At 38.0% G+C, this 17,329-nt stretch carries 14 protein-coding genes; 6 read left to right on the forward strand and 8 right to left on the reverse strand.

What is annotated here, in order from left to right; all coding sequences use genetic code 11:
- Positions 1 to 41: 41 nt before the first annotated feature.
- From ACFX4I_RS19125 to ACFX4I_RS19135, 3 genes are all read right to left on the reverse strand, one after another.
- A complete protein-coding gene (locus tag ACFX4I_RS19125) occupies positions 42 to 533 on the reverse strand; it encodes a PTS sugar transporter subunit IIA (RefSeq protein WP_377422345.1) in 492 nt (163 codons plus the stop codon).
- 79 nt (positions 534 to 612) lie between these two features.
- Positions 613 to 1,002 (reverse strand): iron chaperone, encoded by a 390-nt coding sequence (locus ACFX4I_RS19130; protein WP_377422347.1) that lies wholly within the window; start codon positions 1,000 to 1,002, stop codon positions 613 to 615.
- An 81-nt stretch (positions 1,003 to 1,083) separates the two neighbouring features.
- Complete coding sequence (locus tag ACFX4I_RS19135) at positions 1,084 to 1,728, reverse strand: alpha/beta hydrolase (protein WP_377422349.1); 645 nt, start codon at positions 1,726 to 1,728, stop codon at positions 1,084 to 1,086.
- A 207-nt stretch (positions 1,729 to 1,935) separates the two neighbouring features.
- On the opposite strand from ACFX4I_RS19135, the gene blaOXA reads away from it, so the two are divergent.
- From blaOXA to ACFX4I_RS19165, 6 genes are all read left to right on the forward strand, one after another.
- Entirely contained in the window at positions 1,936 to 2,727 is a 792-nt protein-coding gene (gene blaOXA, locus ACFX4I_RS19140; RefSeq protein ID WP_230300872.1) for a class D beta-lactamase, read from the forward strand.
- Positions 2,728 to 3,244: 517 nt separating this feature from the next.
- Positions 3,245 to 5,005: a sensor histidine kinase gene (locus tag ACFX4I_RS19145; RefSeq protein WP_377422351.1), complete on the forward strand. Its 1,761-nt coding sequence runs from the start codon at positions 3,245 to 3,247 to the stop codon at positions 5,003 to 5,005.
- Positions 5,006 to 5,065: 60 nt separating this feature from the next.
- Positions 5,066 to 6,229, forward strand: a complete 1,164-nt coding sequence (locus tag ACFX4I_RS19150) for a response regulator transcription factor (protein ID WP_377422353.1) — start codon at positions 5,066 to 5,068, stop codon at positions 6,227 to 6,229.
- A gap of 49 nt (positions 6,230 to 6,278) precedes the next feature.
- Positions 6,279 to 7,559, forward strand: a complete 1,281-nt coding sequence (locus ACFX4I_RS19155) for an ABC transporter substrate-binding protein (RefSeq protein WP_377422355.1) — start codon at positions 6,279 to 6,281, stop codon at positions 7,557 to 7,559.
- Positions 7,560 to 7,851: 292 nt separating this feature from the next.
- Positions 7,852 to 9,318: a glycoside hydrolase family 68 protein gene (locus ACFX4I_RS19160; RefSeq protein WP_283932127.1), complete on the forward strand. Its 1,467-nt coding sequence runs from the start codon at positions 7,852 to 7,854 to the stop codon at positions 9,316 to 9,318.
- Between the two features lie 177 nt (positions 9,319 to 9,495).
- Positions 9,496 to 11,010, forward strand: coding sequence for a glycoside hydrolase family 32 protein (locus tag ACFX4I_RS19165; RefSeq protein ID WP_377422358.1), 1,515 nt, complete (start codon positions 9,496 to 9,498; stop codon positions 11,008 to 11,010).
- 461 nt (positions 11,011 to 11,471) lie between these two features.
- Here ACFX4I_RS19165 and ACFX4I_RS19170 read toward each other — a convergent pair whose 3' ends face one another.
- The 5 genes from ACFX4I_RS19170 to ACFX4I_RS19190 all read right to left on the reverse strand — a co-directional run bounded on the left by ACFX4I_RS19170 (position 11,472) and on the right by ACFX4I_RS19190 (position 17,029).
- A complete protein-coding gene (locus tag ACFX4I_RS19170; protein ID WP_377422360.1) occupies positions 11,472 to 13,229 on the reverse strand; it encodes a SulP family inorganic anion transporter in 1,758 nt (585 codons plus the stop codon).
- A 1-nt stretch (position 13,230) separates the two neighbouring features.
- A complete protein-coding gene (locus tag ACFX4I_RS19175) occupies positions 13,231 to 13,836 on the reverse strand; it encodes a beta-class carbonic anhydrase (protein WP_377422362.1) in 606 nt (201 codons plus the stop codon).
- Positions 13,837 to 14,144: 308 nt separating this feature from the next.
- On the reverse strand, positions 14,145 to 14,900 hold the full coding sequence (locus tag ACFX4I_RS19180; RefSeq protein WP_230300880.1) for a PepSY domain-containing protein: 756 nt from the start codon (positions 14,898 to 14,900) through the stop codon (positions 14,145 to 14,147).
- Positions 14,901 to 14,972: 72 nt separating this feature from the next.
- Entirely contained in the window at positions 14,973 to 16,331 is a 1,359-nt protein-coding gene (locus tag ACFX4I_RS19185; RefSeq protein WP_377422364.1) for a sensor histidine kinase, read from the reverse strand.
- A complete protein-coding gene (locus ACFX4I_RS19190) occupies positions 16,328 to 17,029 on the reverse strand; it encodes a response regulator transcription factor (protein WP_230300882.1) in 702 nt (233 codons plus the stop codon). Before ACFX4I_RS19190 ends, ACFX4I_RS19185 begins: the two co-directional genes overlap by 4 nt.
- Between the last annotated feature and the right edge of the window lie 300 nt (positions 17,030 to 17,329).

Raw genomic sequence — 17,329 nt, forward strand, 5'->3', positions numbered from 1 at the left:
GCTTGCAGCATAAAAGGAGAGATCTCCATGGAATCTTCCTTTTACTTCAAATAAACACTCAGAATCTCCGTTTCGTTAATCTGTGTCTGGGTGGCATTTGTTTTTTCCAGTTTTTCAACTAGCTCGCCATTCGTGATAACAATCGGAGTTACGATGCTTGGAGCTTTGGATTTTAGAAAATCGATATCAAATGTTACAAGCTTGTCTCCTGCTTTTACATTTTGCCCTTCTGCGACATGGACTTCAAATCCCTCACCATTAAGGTTAACTGTTTCCAATCCAATATGAATCAACAATTCAATGCCATGCTTTGTACGGAGGCCTAGTGCATGTTTGGTATGAAAAACCTGGATTACTTCTGCATCGATTGGAGATACGACCACCCCCTCCTCAGGAAGTATCGCTATTCCGTCCCCCATCATTTTACCGGAAAACACCGGATCCGGAACGTCTTCAATATTTATTACTTGTCCATTAATAGGAGCAAGCAGCTGTTCCACACTTTCTTTTTTACTGAATAATTTTTTGAACATACTATTTCCACCCTTCTCTATCGTATTGAATCTCACAATCAAATGTTAAATATTCAGTTAATTCTGATAATGGTTTCTGTTATTTTTTCTTTTTCAATTTGCCTTCTGCTTTCTTCTTTTTGTTCTCTTCCACTCTAAATATAACCATCTCGGTTATTAATTCATAAGGAATTGACTTGTTTAGCGGAAACTGAACGGCCCCTTTTGAACATTTATATTCAGATAAAGCAGCTTCAAAAGCAGTGATCGCGCTTGGAGTTGGATAGAATCCTATATGTTTTTTATAGGCAGCGAAATGTACCAGGTTTCCATATAAGACAAAAGTGGGCATTTGATAGCTTATCTTTTCTTCTGCATCCGGTGCTGCATCCTTGATGACCTTTCTTAACGTTAGTAGTATCTCCTGAACTTCTTCGGGAAATTTTATAATGTATTCATCAATTGAATGAAATGTATTGGTTCCTTCCATGAGTCTCCTTTCATAAACCAAAATTTCAATACCATTATTATAACATTTTCCCCCTCCACCAACCCGAGCTCATGTAAAGAGTCATTTTTTTAAGAACTCTTCCATTCTCTTCATTACACCTTCCAGCACGATGATCGTCCTTGAAGTATCGAAAGGTTCAATATCCAAGGAATGATTTGCATGCGTGATTTTATCCATGCTTATGTTCGGTTTATTTTCAATTGCTTGAATTTTATCTGGAATATAATGATGATCTTTTTCCCCTATAACTATATGTGCTGAATGATTGCTCCTCAATAACCCTTCAAAAATCGAATCGAACTTCAATAGTGGCGTAAGCAAAATCATTTTGGCTTTCATAAACCGTTCACTTTTCATAATTCCATTGATGATGGGGATGGTACCAAGTGATTTGCCTAAAAACACTGTTCCTTTATATTCATGGTTTTGAAGCACTTCCGTAATGACAGGATTAATATCATTAACAATCACTTTTGTGATATCTACCAATGGATGCTTGAAAATATCCTGATCGTAAGCGTAGTGAATATGTACGACATCATACTGATTTTGAAGCATCATCATTGTCGCATAATAGAATAACGGCTTCTCATATGTGTACCCCGCACCTGAAAACATAAAACAAACGGCTCGACTTCCGTTTTCAATATGTGTGTATGTAATTTCTTTTTCACTACTATTTACTTTTCTTTGGTTAACCTGCATGATAGATTCCCCCCATTATCCATTCTATAGTTTGCTCTATATATTCATTGGCTACCCGCTTCATTCCTCCTTGATTGCTGCTATCTAGATAGAATCCAAGAATAAGGTTTCGTTTTTTATCGGGAATAGTTATACTTTAGCTATCAACCTATTTTATGGAAATTACTTTTGATGATCGATCAATCCAGCCTTAAAGGAGAGTGTGTAATGAAAATCAAAACGTTATGTTTCATTCTTGTCCTGCTAGTCACTGGTTCCATGGGCACGATTCAAGCAAGTGCAAACGATCAAAAGGTGAAAGAACTGGATATCGGGGAGTCTTTCGATGGTGCGGAAGGCACGATGGTTCTGCAAAACTTAAAAAATGATAAAGTATATATCTATAACAAACAGAGAAGTAAAGTGCGCTACACTCCAGAATCGACATTCAAAGTCGCGAATGCATTAATCGGCTTGCAGACAAAAGCGGTGAGCGATGAGTATGAAGTGAAGCGCTGGGATGGCGTAATCAGGGAGTTTGAAGATTGGAACAGAGATCATACGCTGGCTTCAGCCATGAGGCATTCCGTGATCTGGTATTATCAAGCAATGGCCCGCGATATCGGGGCTGAAGACATGCAGCGATATGTGAACCTGATCGATTACGGCAATCGTGATATCTCTGGTGGGATCGATCAGTTCTGGCTCGACAGCAGCATAAAGATTTCTGCCCGGGAACAAGTCCAATTCATCGAAAACCTTGTAGAAGAAAAACTTCCTATCGATAAGCAGCATATGAGAACTGTTAAGAGAATCATGATCAATGAAGAAGCAGACTCATATGTCCTCCATGGAAAAACCGGGACACGCCTTTCTGATATGGGATTGGGCTGGTATGTGGGTTACATCGAAACGGACAAAGGCAAATGGGCCTTCGCCACCAACTTGGATGGCAGCGGAAGCAAAGCCAAGACGATTACGCTTGATGCCCTGAAAGAAATGGATATCATAAAAGAATAATAGTTCACGCATGCTCTTAATTCCTGGGCATGCGTTTTGCTTTGTCTTAAAAGTATCTGAAAAACCGGGGGGTACAAAGTTATTTGATTTCACCTGTACTTCACCTGATTTGTCAGCACACCCATTCAAAACTCTTCTAGGCAGCTTCTATAATCTTAATCATTTTATACTCTCCCTTTCTTCTAACTTTGAAAAATGAGTTTTTTTATATCGAATAGTTATTTGCTCAAGATCTCAATGTGCATCGTATTTATGCCCTGTTGACGATACGTGTTTATTTGATATAGTTTTAAAATAGTAATTCAAGACTGATTAAATCTCTTTATTAATTTATGTGAGTCGCCGTCACTGAATTTTAAGTGAATCCATCTAGAGCAATCCCTTCATAAACTCTTAAGACTAAATAAAGCAAAAATACTGCATCATATAAAATGGTGCTAAGGATTATTCGTTTGTAACGTTTATATAAACTCTGCATGAAATAAAAAATGGGCCACTAGCGAAAGGGGCACCTTCTGTGAAAACCATTCAAAGTCGCTTATTGTTAATGTTACTTCTTTTTATCATCTTACCGTATTTTTTATCAGTGTTTCTGATTTACGACTATACAAAAAATAGCGTTGAGAGACATGAGCTTGAAAATAGCCAAGAACAACTTCAGAAAAACGCTGAAGAACTGGAGCAATACTTTGATGACATGATTAATCTTCCATATATATTATATCGAAATCCCGATTTATTCCGGGTTTTTAAAAATGGTTTTGAAGACTCGATATATTTTAACCCGATTGCGATGGAAAAAAGCATAGAAACCTTTTATCTGATGCGAAAGGAAATCCGTCAAGTACGTTTTTATATTGATAAGGATAAAGAATCGTTTACAGTTTATAATGCGACGGTCAGTGCTCGGAAATCTCAACCCGATTTATTAAATCAAAATCCGCTAAAACAATTTTATAGCTCTAACTCTACTTACATGATTGAGCCGCCACATCAAATAAAAAATTACAATGACACAGCGATCATTCCCCAGTCGGACGACACAATGGTGATGACTTTTCACCATAAAATAGTCGATGTGCCTTCAAACGAATATCTCGGAATAATTACAATTGATATAGATTTGGATGCCTATGCCCGTATATGTAACAGCCTTGTTCAAAAGGATGAAGAATCTGTAATACTTATGGATTCACATAACAATGTCATGTACGCAAATGATCGGTCCCTTATAGGAAAATCCGTTACTCCTGATTTTAAAAAGCAGATTCCGGGTGAAGATATTATCTTAACCAAAACATTATCAGGAACACTAAATCATTGGAAATTAGTTAAGATTACTCCTAATCATGTATTATTCGATGATGTCCGGAAGACTGCCTATACAAATATAATTGTTGGACTAATAGTCGGCTTGTTAGGGTTATTAATGATTGGTATTATTTCATACAGAATTACTCGTCCCATTAAACTCCTTAGTAAGAAAGTGAGAACAATAAAAGGCGGAAATATGGATGTCCCCTTTGATGATGGAAGAAAAGACGAAATTGGTGAGCTGGAAAAACATATGAAGGATATGATGAACCGAATCAATCTACACATTGAAAGAGAATATAAACTCGAAATAGAAAATAGAAAAAACCAATTCAGAGCATTAAAATCTCAGGTTAATCCGCATTTCTTATTTAATTCGTTACAATCTATTGGTGCAGTTGCCCTAAGATCTAATTCTCCAAGAATTTACCAATTATTGACGTCACTATCTAAAATGATGCGCTACTCCATTAAGGCGAATCAATGGGTGTTGGTTCGAGATGAAGTGAATTATATAGAAGCATACCTAACCCTTCAAATGGAGCGTTTTGGAAACAATGTGAACTATTCCATTAAATTCAGCGAGACGATTCTTGATATGACGATTCCAAGTATGATTCTTCAGCCCCTTGTTGAAAACTTCTTTAAACACAGTTATGAAGAAGGTTTCTATCATGCTCATTTAACTGTTTATGGAGAAATACAAGGAGAATTTTTACACCTTATCGTTGAAAATTCCGGTCCTAGTTTGACTCAGGCGGAGCTTCGAATATTAAGAGAAAATATATACGCCTCCCCACATGAAAGCACATATTCACATAATCATATCGGTCTGAAAAATATTTATGACCGTTTAGTTCTAAATTATGGATCAAAAGCAGACCTGGAAGTGGATACGTATCAAGGACAAGGATTTTCCGTTAAAATAGTGATTCCACTAGAATTTTCGCATGCTAATGAATAGATTGCTTCGTATCTATTCAAAAGCGGACACTTTTACTCATTCATAAGGGGGATGAAATCTGTGAAAGCTTTAATTGTCGATGATGAGTTCAATGTACGTGACGTAATACGCCATTTGGGGCAGTGGGAAAAATACGGTATTACCCATCTATTAGAAGCAAGTAATGGCGATGATGCAAAAGGAATGATCGAGAAGGAAAGTCCGGAAATTATCTTTACAGACGTGAAAATGCCTGGAATGAGCGGTATAGAACTAATCGAGTGGCTAGATTCCATTTCTTATCCTGGAAAAGTGATTTTAATTTCGGGTTTTGACGACTATTCATTTATGCGTAAAGCCATTCAGTTTAGCAGCTTCGATTATTTGTTGAAACCGATTGAAGCCGATGCATTTAACAAAACGCTGGAAGAAGCTGTTAAATTATGGGCAGATGAAGAGGAAGTTCGTGTTAATAAAGAGACAGGTGTATATGAAGATGTTAAAAAGTTTCGGAGTAATCAAGTAATTACTGCAGCTTGCATGGGGGAACACTTCGACAAAAACGAAATTGAGACATATGTTCCAAAAGCTGAAGGATACGAACTTACATTAATTTCCTTTTACCAAATGCACCATCCTGCCCCCTACATTCAGTTACTTGCTGACGAGCTTGTTGAGCGGAAAATAGGAAATGCATTTGCGCTTCAGAACGATCATAATCTTTGTCTAGTGATCACCATACCTGACCATTGGTTATCCGTTGAAGAGTGGATCAGTCATCAATTTGATATTCCTGTTCGCCTTGTTAGTGGCGAGCCCTTGAAATCATTAGGCGAGATCCACAATTCCTTTAAGAAATTACAAAAAGCAATGAACGATCAAAACTTCAGATCCATCCACCGTTTGGATGACTTGGATGCTGCACGTCGCATAGAGGACATCGTTTCATATGTTGAAAAGTATTACATGGAAGAATTGAGTTTAGAAAAACTATCGAATGTATTCTTCTTAAGCCGCGAACATATCTCAAGAAAGTTCAAACAAAAAACCGGCATGCTCCTGTCCAAATACATCACTAAACTAAGAACTGACCAAGCAAAACGTTGGTTAAGAGAAACAGAAAAAAGTATTTACACCATCTCTTTAATGCTCGGCTATCAGGATGAGAAATACTTTTCAAAACTATTCAAAAAAGTGGTTGGCATGACACCATTCGAATACCGAAACGGTGAAAAGCAACTGTAGGTCAGAAGTAAATAATTCACCTTAATTAGAAAATTACAGGGGTGACATGATGAAAAAAGAGATACTAAACATATTTTTAATTGGAATATTGAGCCTATCACTTTGTGCATGTCAAACAAAGACCGAGAGCGGAACAAAAAAACCGGACATTTCAGAGCGAAAAATCACTTTGAATGTAAGGAATCCGAAAGTGGAAATTTCTACGCAGTTCGAACAAATGGTGATTGAATATGAAAAAGAAAATCCAAATGTAGATATAAAGATTCAAACGGTAGGCGGGGCTATGGATGACCTGGCTGATTTGAAAGCGAAAATGGCCACTGGCAATGGTCCTGATATTTTCACAAACAGAGGATACGAAAATGCCAAACATTGGAGTAAATATTTAGAGGATCTTTCCGACCAACCCTGGGTTGAACATGCATATGAAGATGCGTTAACCCCTATGAAATTCGATGGGAAAATTCATGGGATGCCGGTTAATCTGGAAGGGTACGGATTCATCTATAATAAGGATATATTTAAAAAGGAAGGAATCGATGAATTACCCAAAACGCTGACTGAATTAATAGCAGTTGCAGAAAAATTGCAAAAAGCAGGGGTTACTCCTTTTGCAACTGGATATTATGAAGATTGGATATTGGGTGACCATTTAATGAATGTCGGTTTTACAGAACAAGTAGATCCACCCGCTTTTATAAAAGGCCTAAATGATGGAACGGAAAAAATATATAATAATCAAAAATTCAATGATCTGATCAATTTGTTGGATGTAACATTAAAGTATGGAAACAATAACCCGCTATCAACAGATTACAACATGGAAGTGAATCTATTTACTTCAAAAAAGGCTGCGATTATTCAACAAGGAAACTGGATACAGCCGATGATCGATCAACAATCACCGAATATGAACATCGGATTTATGCCAATACCAATAAATGATCACCCTAAGAAGGAAGCCTTGGTGATCAGCGTACCGAATTATTGGGTTGTAAACAAACAAACCACACCAGAAAAGAAGAAAGAAGCGAAGAAATTTCTAAATTGGATGGTTTCTTCTGAACAAGGCAAAATGTTTTTGACAGAACGCTTCAAATTTATTCCTGCTTTTAAAAACATTGAGGCTGACAATTTAGGACCTCTTGCTGATGAAACAATTCAGTATTATAAAGAAGGAAAAACGTTGTCCTCTAACTGGTTTAATTTCCCTGTCGGAATTAGAGAAGAGTTTGGGGCTGCCATGCAACTATATGTAGGAAAAAAGCTTAATCGTGGTCAATTACTGCACGAGTTTCAAAATTCTTGGGAAAGGGCTTCAAGCGAATAATTTAATAAACCACATTCTCCGATGCAACCATTTAAATCGACTTGATCTCTTTATATTACCTTAATAATTCTGTACACTTCTTGCCTCCTTTGTTGGGGCATTTTTTTGTATGTCGAAAACTACGATATCAATATAAGACTAAATTCTAATCAATATATGACATATCCATAGAATCAAGACTAACCTATAATTTTATTTGTACAACAAACAGGCGGGACTGTTACTCCTAAAAAGTAACTGTTCCACTAGACTTTATTTTTATATACCCATAAACATTCTAGGAGGAAGGCATATGAACCTTAACAGGCTTGCCAAACAAGCAACAGTAATAACACTTAGTACAGTTATATTATTAGGAGGCAGTCGCTCACAAACTTTCGCGGCAGCAAAAGACCCATTAGATCACAATGAAACGTATGGCACCTCACAAATCACTCGTTACGACATGCAAAAAATGATTAATCAACAAGGCGATGCAAAGTTTACAGTTCCCAAGTTTGACGAATCAACAATAAAAAATATTCCCTCAGCAAAAAAGTATGACCAATCAGGTAATTTAATAGATTTGGATGTGTGGGATACTTGGCCATTACAAAACGCTGATGGTTCAGTGGCTGAATATAAGGGCTATCATATCGTTTTTGGATTGGCTGGAGACCCTAAAAATGGTAGTGACACGTTTATTTACTTGTTCTACAAAAAAGTTGGAGAAACATCCATTGATGCTTGGAAAAATGCCGGCAGAGTATTTGATGATAATGATAAAAATGTTCCAAATGATCCCTATTTAAAAAATCAAGCAGAAGAGTGGTCCGGTTCTGCTACCTTCACTTCTGACGGAGAAGTTCGCTTATTCTATACAAATCGCGGACAGTTTTCACCAGATTCTAAGCAATACGGTAAACAAACATTAACAACAGCTCAAGTAAACTTATCTGAGTCAGATGCTGATACATTGCAAGTGGATGGCGTAGAAGATTACAAATCCATCTATGAAGGCGGAGACAGCACGGTTTATCAATCACATGATAAAGCTTTCAGTGATGAAAATTTTAGTGATAATCATACATTTAGAGATCCTCACTATATTGAAGAAAAGGGCCGTAAATACCTTGTTTTTGAAGCGAATACTGGGACTGAATATGGTTACCAAGGAGAAGAATCCCTTTATAACAAAGCTTACTATGGCAAAAGCAATAATTTCTTCCAAGCTGAAAAGGATAAACTTCTGCAAAGCTCAAAAAAAGATTTAGCTGAATTAGCAAACGGTGCAATTGGCATCATTGAAATAAACGATGATTATACATTAAAAAACGTAATGAAACCCTTGATTGTTTCGAATACAGTAACAGATGAAATTGAACGTCCTAACATATTTAAAAAAGACGGAAAATGGTATTTATTCACAAGTACAAGAGGATCAAAAATGACCATTGATGGAATTGATGATAAAGATATTTACATGTTAGGCTACGTGGCAAATTCTTTAACTGGTCCATACAAACCGTTAAATAAAACCGGTATTGTCTTACACCAAGACCTTGATCCTTATGATATTACTTGGACATACGCTCACTATGCTATCCCACAACCGAAAAGCGATAAAGTAGTTATCACAAGTTACATGACAAATAGAGGTTATTTTAAAGACCATAAATCTACCTTTGCCCCAAGTTTTTCACTTAACATTAAAGGGCCAAATACATCTGTGATAGAAAATAGTATTCAGGAACAGGGTCAACTAACGAATAACAAATAATTTAATGTTTTATCCGCTGTTTTACAAAATTAATTAAAAAAGAAAATGTCAGTAAAGTTGGCATTTTCTTTTTTTGATTAAATGAGTTTTACATTATCTTAGGAATAAAATAGGGAAAATAAAAGCGTGGTGATTTACTTGGACAAAATTGTTTTTAAAAAGAAAGAGTATAAGTTGTTGGGTCTATTAATATTTGGATTGTTTATTACCGGATTATTAGTCTATCTAGTCAAATCAACTTTACCAGTGAAGGATGAAGAGCAATCGTATCGAGCTAACTACCATTTCACTGTACCTGACAAATGGAAAAACGATCCTCAGAGGCCGATTTATATTGATGGAGAGTACCATTACTTTTACCTCTATAATGGGGATTATCCGGATGGAAATGGAACAGAATGGCGTCATTCAACCTCAGAGGACTTGGTGCATTGGACTGATCAAGGGATAGCCATTCCGAAATATACCAATGATAATGGAGATCCATGGTCGGGATCAGTCGTTGTGGACAAGGAAAATACAGCAGGGTTTGGAAAAGGTGCTCTTGTGGCAATTGTGACACAGCCCTCTAAGGATGGCGGTAAACAGGAACAATTTCTATGGTATAGTACGGACAACGGTAAAACATTTACCTCCTACAGTGATGATCCTATCATTTCAAATCCAGGAACGAAGGATTTTAGAGATCCAAAAATCATCTGGGATGACCGTGATCAGAAATGGGTAATGGCCATGGCTGAAGGAACAAAAATAGGTTTTTATAAGTCTCACAACCTAAAAGATTGGCAGTATATGAGTAGTTTTGTCACGAAAAACATCGGTCTTGTAGAGTGCCCGGATCTTTATTTATTAAGGGCGGATGACGGGACTTTAAAATGGGTACTTGGTGTCAGTGCTAATGGGCAATCGAATGGTAAACCAAACACATATGCCTATTGGACTGGAAGCTTTGATGGAACGGAATTCTTCCCAGATCACAATGAACCGCAATGGTTAGATTATGGCTTCGATTGGTATGGTGGAGTAACATTTGAAGATGGAGCTGAAAGCGATAAATATAACAAACGGTATGCTCTCGCTTGGATGAATAATTGGGCTTATGCCGATAATACTCCGACCTTACAGGAGGATTTCAATGGAATGGATTCCATCGTTCGCCAAATCGAGCTAAAACATGAAGGCGACAACCTATATTATTTATCTTCACAATCTATCGAAGCATTGAAAGAATTGACGAGTTCAACGGATTCTTATGAACAAATTGAAGTGAACGGTTCCGAAACACTTGATGTAAAAGGTGATGTATATCAATTGGAAGCGGATATCAATTGGTCAGATATAAACAATGTAGGCTTAAGGCTTCGAGAATCAGCAGATCAAACACGCCACATTGACGTAGGAATTTTTGCAGAAGAAAACTACTCTTATGTCAATCGAACTTTTACCGGACACCCTGACGACAGTAATCAATATATTAAAAGTATTGCTCCATATGATGCCAGTAAGAAACATGTTCACTTAAAGATCCTCATTGATAAAACAAGCATTGAAGTCTTTGTGGACGATGGAAGGATTGTACATTCAAATTTAGTATTCCCTGAATTTGATGATAAAGGAATATCCCTCTTTTCAGAGGGAGGCACAGCGGTCTTTAATAATATTAAGATCAAACACCTCGGTTCGATTAATTGAACCTCATAATGAATGGAGACAATTCGTTTTTCCATAGGATCGTTTATACTTTGACCATAAAAACTGATGAAATGTACATGGCAGGGGTCATGTACAGCACGATGTTTTCACAATAACTCTTAAAATAGGAGAAATAACGAAAAGCCGGATTCAGCAAGTATTGAAATCCGGCTTTTCGTTATGGCAAGAGGCTCCCTACAAGGGGGAAACTGTTGATTCAATTACTATTCACTGGTTTATTGGTGAATAGTATGGACATGGAAGCTGACCGTTTTGAATCTATTTGTATTGGAGTTACTTCTACTTGCAACCTTCCTGACTACTACCGTATTCATATATAAGCCATGGCGAATCATTCGTTAAGAAGACGACTTTTTATAGTTGGTTAAAGAATAAAGTTAGACTATATTATCAAAGGAATACGTCTGCCAAAAGCGGATGCCTTTCTCTTATTTACGGAGTCATGTTAATCCTATCTCCCGTTTTCTTTTTTGTTTTAATAACGCTGGCTTTGGAACTTGCTGAGAGAGTGCGGTACATTCAGCAAATGAAAACTGTTTGCACCCTTTACAACGGTTCTCATCCAGTTTGGATAAAGCTTTATTAATGGCATCACCCGTACTGGAAAAGAATTGTTCCTCACCTACCAGTTTAATAAATCCCGTTTTTTTAAGCATTTCTTTTGGTTCCTGTTGAATCCCGGAAATCAACACTTGTAGGTTTTGGAGCTTGAATTGCTTCACGATTTCGGTGAGAAGCGCTTCTCCCGATGTATCGATGAATGGCACATTGCTCATTCTTAATAGGAGGACTTTTGGTTTTGAACGCATTATTTCTTCGATTTCTTCTTGCAGCCTTTCGATCGAACCAAAGAATAATGGTCCTTCTATCGTATATATGTTAATCTGCGGACAGCTTGAACCTTGTTGCACCATTTCTGGTTTAACTAGTTTATCGGCTGGATCTGGTAATACCTTTGATAATTTCAATGTACCGCTCATCAGTTTAACGAAAGATAGAATCGCTAATAGTAATCCGATCCCGACACCTGTTGTCAGGTCAATCAATACGGTTAACACGAAGGTAACGATCAATACGATCGAGTCCATGGTTTTTGCTTTTAAGATATGCGAAAATTCCTTTCGTTCGCTCATGTTCCATGCGACAAACATAAGAATGGGGGCCATGCTTGCCAATGGAATGGCCGAAGCATAAGGAGCCAGGCTGACCAACACGAGCAATACCACCAGCCCATGAATCACACCTGATATAGGGGAAACTGCACCGTTTTTAATATTCGTTGCGGTACGAGCGATGGCACCTGTAGCTGGAATGCCTCCAAATAAAGGCGTAATCATATTGGTCAATCCTTGCCCCATCAGCTCTTTATTGCTGTTATGTTTACTGTTGGTCATGCCGTCTGCCACTACAGCTGATAATAGTGATTCAATTCCTCCAAGCATGGCAATGACCAAAGCAGCCGGAAGGAGTTCAATCACTAGGCCGCCAGTGATATGGGGAAACTGAAAATGGGGCAATGCATTAGGAATGGCGCCATAAGCAGAACCGATTGTCGCTACCTGACCTGGAAAGAATAAGCTGGCTACTAGAGTCGATACAAGCAATCCCAGCAAGGCTCCAGGAATTTTCGGTAAATATTTTGGAGTCAGTATGACGAGAGTTAAACTTATGATACCAACCAGTACACTATAGATATTCACTGTATTGAAGTTCAATAAGATTTCTTTCATATTTAAAAGAAAGGCTTCTTCTTTTTTTAAGTTACTGAGTCCAAAGAAATTGGCAATCTGCCCAGAGAAGATAATCACAGCAATTCCAGCAGTAAAGCCGATGGTAACTGGACGGGGTATAAACTTGATGAATCTTCCCAGTTTGAAGACACCCATAAGAAAAATCATGATACCTGCCAAGAAACCGGCGATTAACAGTTTTTCATATCCGTACTGCATGACCACCCCGAACAAGACCGGGACAAAGGCTCCAGTCGGGCCTGCAATTTGATATTTGGATCCTCCAAAAAGGGAGACCATGATTCCTGCAATAATGGATGTGTACAGTCCGTATTCCGGTCTTACTCCAGAAGCAATGGCAAAAGCCATCGCTAAAGGAATCGCTACAATCCCAACTACCACCCCGGCAACCAGGTCTTTCTGAAAATGGCCTAAGTTGTATCCTTCAAGCCTGCTAGATCCCATCATTTTATCGCTCCTTCTTTTGAATATGTATTTCGTCCTTGCTGACAACGTTGCTATATCCATCTATGATTCGATCCAATTTACCCGTTTCGGGATGGATGACCATACCGTGAACGGCAATGGAGTCCGGTAATAATGGATGATTTTCGATCAAACGGACACTTTTCGTTACACTCTCCTCAACGCATTGAAAACCTGACAGCCACTTTGATAAATCAATACCAGAGTTTGTAAGGACATCAATATGCTCCTGACTGACTTTCTTCTGCTTTGCGGCATCAAGAAGTGAAGAGGATTGAAGCCCCACCATACCGCATCCGTGATGTCCGATCACACACACTTCCTCCACTTTTAGCTCATAAATAGCGACAAGGATACTGCGCATTATGCTGCCAAAAGGATGGGAAACAATAGCTCCAGCGTTTTTAATGATTTTCGCATCTCCATTCCTTAAACCCATCGCCTTTGGAAGCAATTCCAACAGACGGGTATCCATGCACGTTATGATGACGATCTTTTTATCTGGATACTTTGTCGTTTGAAACTCTTTATAATTGTTTTGGTCGACAAACGTCTTGTTGTAATCCAGAATGCTAGAAATAACTGACATTACTTATTCTCCTTTCTCGTGTTGAAATATGATGGAAATGTTCTATGTACAATAATCCAGATGCCTTTCATCCAACCAACTTATTTGGCTCGTTTTATCATTTGGTGCTTTATTTCATGTTAGAGATATTAAATTAGAGTTAAATGATAGAAGGATTAGAAATTGGTGAGAATTATTACATTTTCTTCTCTTTTCTTTTGCATTTTTCTTACTCACCGAAGCCAAAAAGGGTGATGCCTATTAATAGGCATCACCCTTTTTTATGATTTGTTCCATTTACGTCTAGATTTATATCCCCATATCTACCATTAGTTTTCAGGGCCATCATTATCATTATCATTATCATTCTCATTCTCTTCATCATCTTCCCATGTGATTGTTTTTACTTCTTTTGTGTAGCCGTCAACTTGGACGACCGCGTCTCGATCATCCTCTAATTCAACTTCGATCAAATAATAAGGTGTCTGATCTGGTGGCTGATAAAATTCTGTATCGTCACCTGTTCCTTTTACATGTTTTTCCGCAATCGCAATTGCTTCCTTTTCTGTAATGATACTATCTGCCACCATTGTCGAGTCAATAATAGCTCCAGTATATGGGTCGAGTATTAATGTGATTTTTTCGTTATTTTTATTTACCACTGCTTTATAAAAGGAATTGTCTTTCTCCTGCACAAAATCAATTTGTTCCAGATCACCTTGTGAGGAAATACGTGCCTTTATTTCTTTTTGGTTCAGTTGCTTTTCGGGTATGTTTTCCGTCGTTTCTCCAGCTTCATGAACTATGGATTCCTTTTTTAGAGAACGAACTTCACCGCTTTTCGCATCCATCCTAATTTGATATACCCCGGTTTCAAGCTGCATTTCAATCTGATATTCTTCACCTTCACTTTTCGTTGTCTTTATAATGGTTCCTGGATATTTATCCTTTGCCGTCTGGTTCACTTCTTCTTTCGTCAAGCTTTCCGCGGATAATGATGGAGCCCACCATTGAAATCCGACGAATAATAGCAGACCAAAAACGAGAGTTGATCCTGCTGTTATCAGCATTTTTCTAATCTTCATCGTATCCCCCATCCAACGTCATTCTAACTTTATTAATCTTGATAAAATGAGAACTTGATAAGAATTCACTATTTAAGAGATAAGAGACTTAATTAAATAAAGAGTGACGATCGTTCCCCTGCCTTCGAGACTATCCATTTCAATCCGTACATCTATTGCATCAGCAATTTCCTTTGCCATGGAAAGCCCCAATCCTGATCCGCCTTGCTTTCGGCTTCTTGCTTTATCTACACGATAAAAACGATCGAACACTTTTGGCAATTCAGCTTTTGGAATTCCATCCCCTCTGTCTTCGATGCGGATATATGCTTCATCACTTGTTTGTCCTATGTAGACTGAGATATGCTCGTCACTATACTTTCTTGCATTGTCTAAAAAAATGAACAAAAGCTGTTTTAATTTTTGAACGTCCGTTACTGCTTCAATTGCATCGCCACTATAAATCTCCACGGTTCGATTGTACGCATTTTTATACACTTTCGCTAACTCTGCAATGATGTCGTTCAGAATGACGGTTTCCTTCTCTATATTCCATTTTTCCTGATGCTTTGCCAGCAGGAGCATTTCCTCTGTCATCTCTCTCATTCTTATGGCTTCAGAATGAATGGCCTCTATTGATTCATCAAACAAATCAGGGCGCTCCAACCCTTTTCTCTTCAAAAGACTTGCATAGCTTTCGATGACAGTTAGCGGTGTTTTTAATTCATGTGAAGCATTTGATACGAATTGCTCCTGTTTTTCGAAGTTAGCTTGCAGCAAATCGATCATGTGATTAAAGGTTTTTCCCATTTCCACAAGTTCATCTTTTGATTTTTCCTCTAGGCTAAGTCGCTTAAATTGGCCGCTCGTTTGAATCTCCTTCATCGTATCAATCATCGATCGAATCGGACGGGCGATGAAGTTACTAAGAATGGTGCTTGATATCAGAACAGGTATCATGGCAATGACCGTTACAGCGATTAATACGATGCGCAGAACAGCGAGCATGTCTTCGGTTGCTGCAATGCTTTTGGTGATTTGTAGATTAACTATACTTCCATCCCCCCAAACGATCGGGTTTGAAACGTATACATACTTTTTCTGATGATAAGTGATGATCGCGCTCTTCTCACCCGGATAAAAGCTACTATCTCGATTGCTTAATTGTTTTTCAGAATTGGATGTAACGACTGTTCCTTTTCGTTGACCTTCGTTTACAATACCGATCATGCCATCTATAGGCAGATAGGCCCGAAGTAAATCATTTGGTGAAATATCATTAACATTTTTACTAACATCAAAGGCAATTTTCTTTGTCTCCGCTTTCGCACGATTAAGTTCATTCACCATCATCAGATTACTGAATACAAAATAAATGGAAACATTCATTAAAAGGAGCAGGAAAATGAATAACACCGCTGTATATAAATTTATTTTCTTCCGAAGTCTCATTTTGCATCCTTCATGACGTAGCCAACGCCTCTTACAGTATGGATAAGCGGCGTATCAAAGCCATATTCGAGCTTTTTGCGAACATATCGGATATACACATCCACCACGTTTGTTTCTCCATAGAAATCATATCCCCAAACCGCTTCCAGAATTTGATCCCGGTTTAGCACTTGACGCTTATTCTTCAGTAAATAAAGAAGTAAATCATACTCTTTTGGCGTTAGGTCAATTTCACTTTCACCTCTAATGACTTCGCGTGTTTTGACATTCACCTTTAAATCAGCGGTATTGAGCCATCCATCGTCTTCATCTCTCATTGAAGGTACGGCAGTCCGCATTCTTAAAACTGCACGAATTCGGGCAAGCAATTCCTCAATTTGGAAAGGTTTGGTGATGTAGTCATTTGCGCCGAGATCAAGACCCGAAACTTTATCTTCAACCGAGCCTTTTGCAGTTAACAGGATGACTGGGGTGGAATTGTTTTTCATACGGATTTTCCGAAGCAGCTCGATCCCGCTTATGCCTGGAAGCATCACATCCAATAAGATTAAATCCCATTTTCCTGTTCGATACGCTTCAAGGGCTTCATTTCCGTCCATTGCCTTTCCGATTTGGTAGCCTTCGATTTCAAGCTCCAATTCAAGCAGTCTCAAGATTTTTTCTTCGTCTTCCACGATTAAAATTGATTCTTTACTCATCTGTAAGGCCTCCTTTGCGGGGGTTGTTTGTGTGGGACTGTTCCTATGTATTCTGTCAAACAAAGATACTACAGTTAGAATACTAAGAAAATAGGGTATTATAACGAGTTAATAGGGCCCAACACCAGAGGCTATCGTGAGTACATGGAAACATATTTTTTCGGAATGGTTCCCATCCAATAGATACGAACATGCTGAAATAGCATCACTTGAATCGATAACTGCGAATTTACAACGTTATTAAAATCCAAATATAAAAAGCCCAATTTCCCGGTGTTGCAGGCGGGAAATTGGGCTTTG

This window comes from Peribacillus sp. YIM B13472, assembly GCF_042788005.1.
Classification (GTDB): Bacteria; Bacillota; Bacilli; order Bacillales; family DSM-1321; genus Peribacillus; species Peribacillus simplex_E.

Coding starts and splice junctions, on each gene's coding strand:
- ACFX4I_RS19160 (WP_283932127.1), top strand. CDS start 7,852: ATGAACCTTAACAGGCTTGCCAAACAAGCAACAGTAATAACACTTAGT.
- blaOXA (WP_230300872.1), top strand. CDS start 1,936: ATGAAAATCAAAACGTTATGTTTCATTCTTGTCCTGCTAGTCACTGGT.
- ACFX4I_RS19190 (WP_230300882.1), bottom strand. CDS start 17,029: ATGAGTAAAGAATCAATTTTAATCGTGGAAGACGAAGAAAAAATCTTG.
- ACFX4I_RS19180 (WP_230300880.1), bottom strand. CDS start 14,900: ATGAAGATTAGAAAAATGCTGATAACAGCAGGATCAACTCTCGTTTTT.
- ACFX4I_RS19130 (WP_377422347.1), bottom strand. CDS start 1,002: ATGGAAGGAACCAATACATTTCATTCAATTGATGAATACATTATAAAA.
- ACFX4I_RS19135 (WP_377422349.1), bottom strand. CDS start 1,728: ATGCAGGTTAACCAAAGAAAAGTAAATAGTAGTGAAAAAGAAATTACA.
- ACFX4I_RS19185 (WP_377422364.1), bottom strand. CDS start 16,331: ATGAGACTTCGGAAGAAAATAAATTTATATACAGCGGTGTTATTCATT.
- ACFX4I_RS19155 (WP_377422355.1), top strand. CDS start 6,279: ATGAAAAAAGAGATACTAAACATATTTTTAATTGGAATATTGAGCCTA.
- ACFX4I_RS19170 (WP_377422360.1), bottom strand. CDS start 13,229: ATGATGGGATCTAGCAGGCTTGAAGGATACAACTTAGGCCATTTTCAG.
- ACFX4I_RS19125 (WP_377422345.1), bottom strand. CDS start 533: ATGTTCAAAAAATTATTCAGTAAAAAAGAAAGTGTGGAACAGCTGCTT.
- ACFX4I_RS19175 (WP_377422362.1), bottom strand. CDS start 13,836: ATGTCAGTTATTTCTAGCATTCTGGATTACAACAAGACGTTTGTCGAC.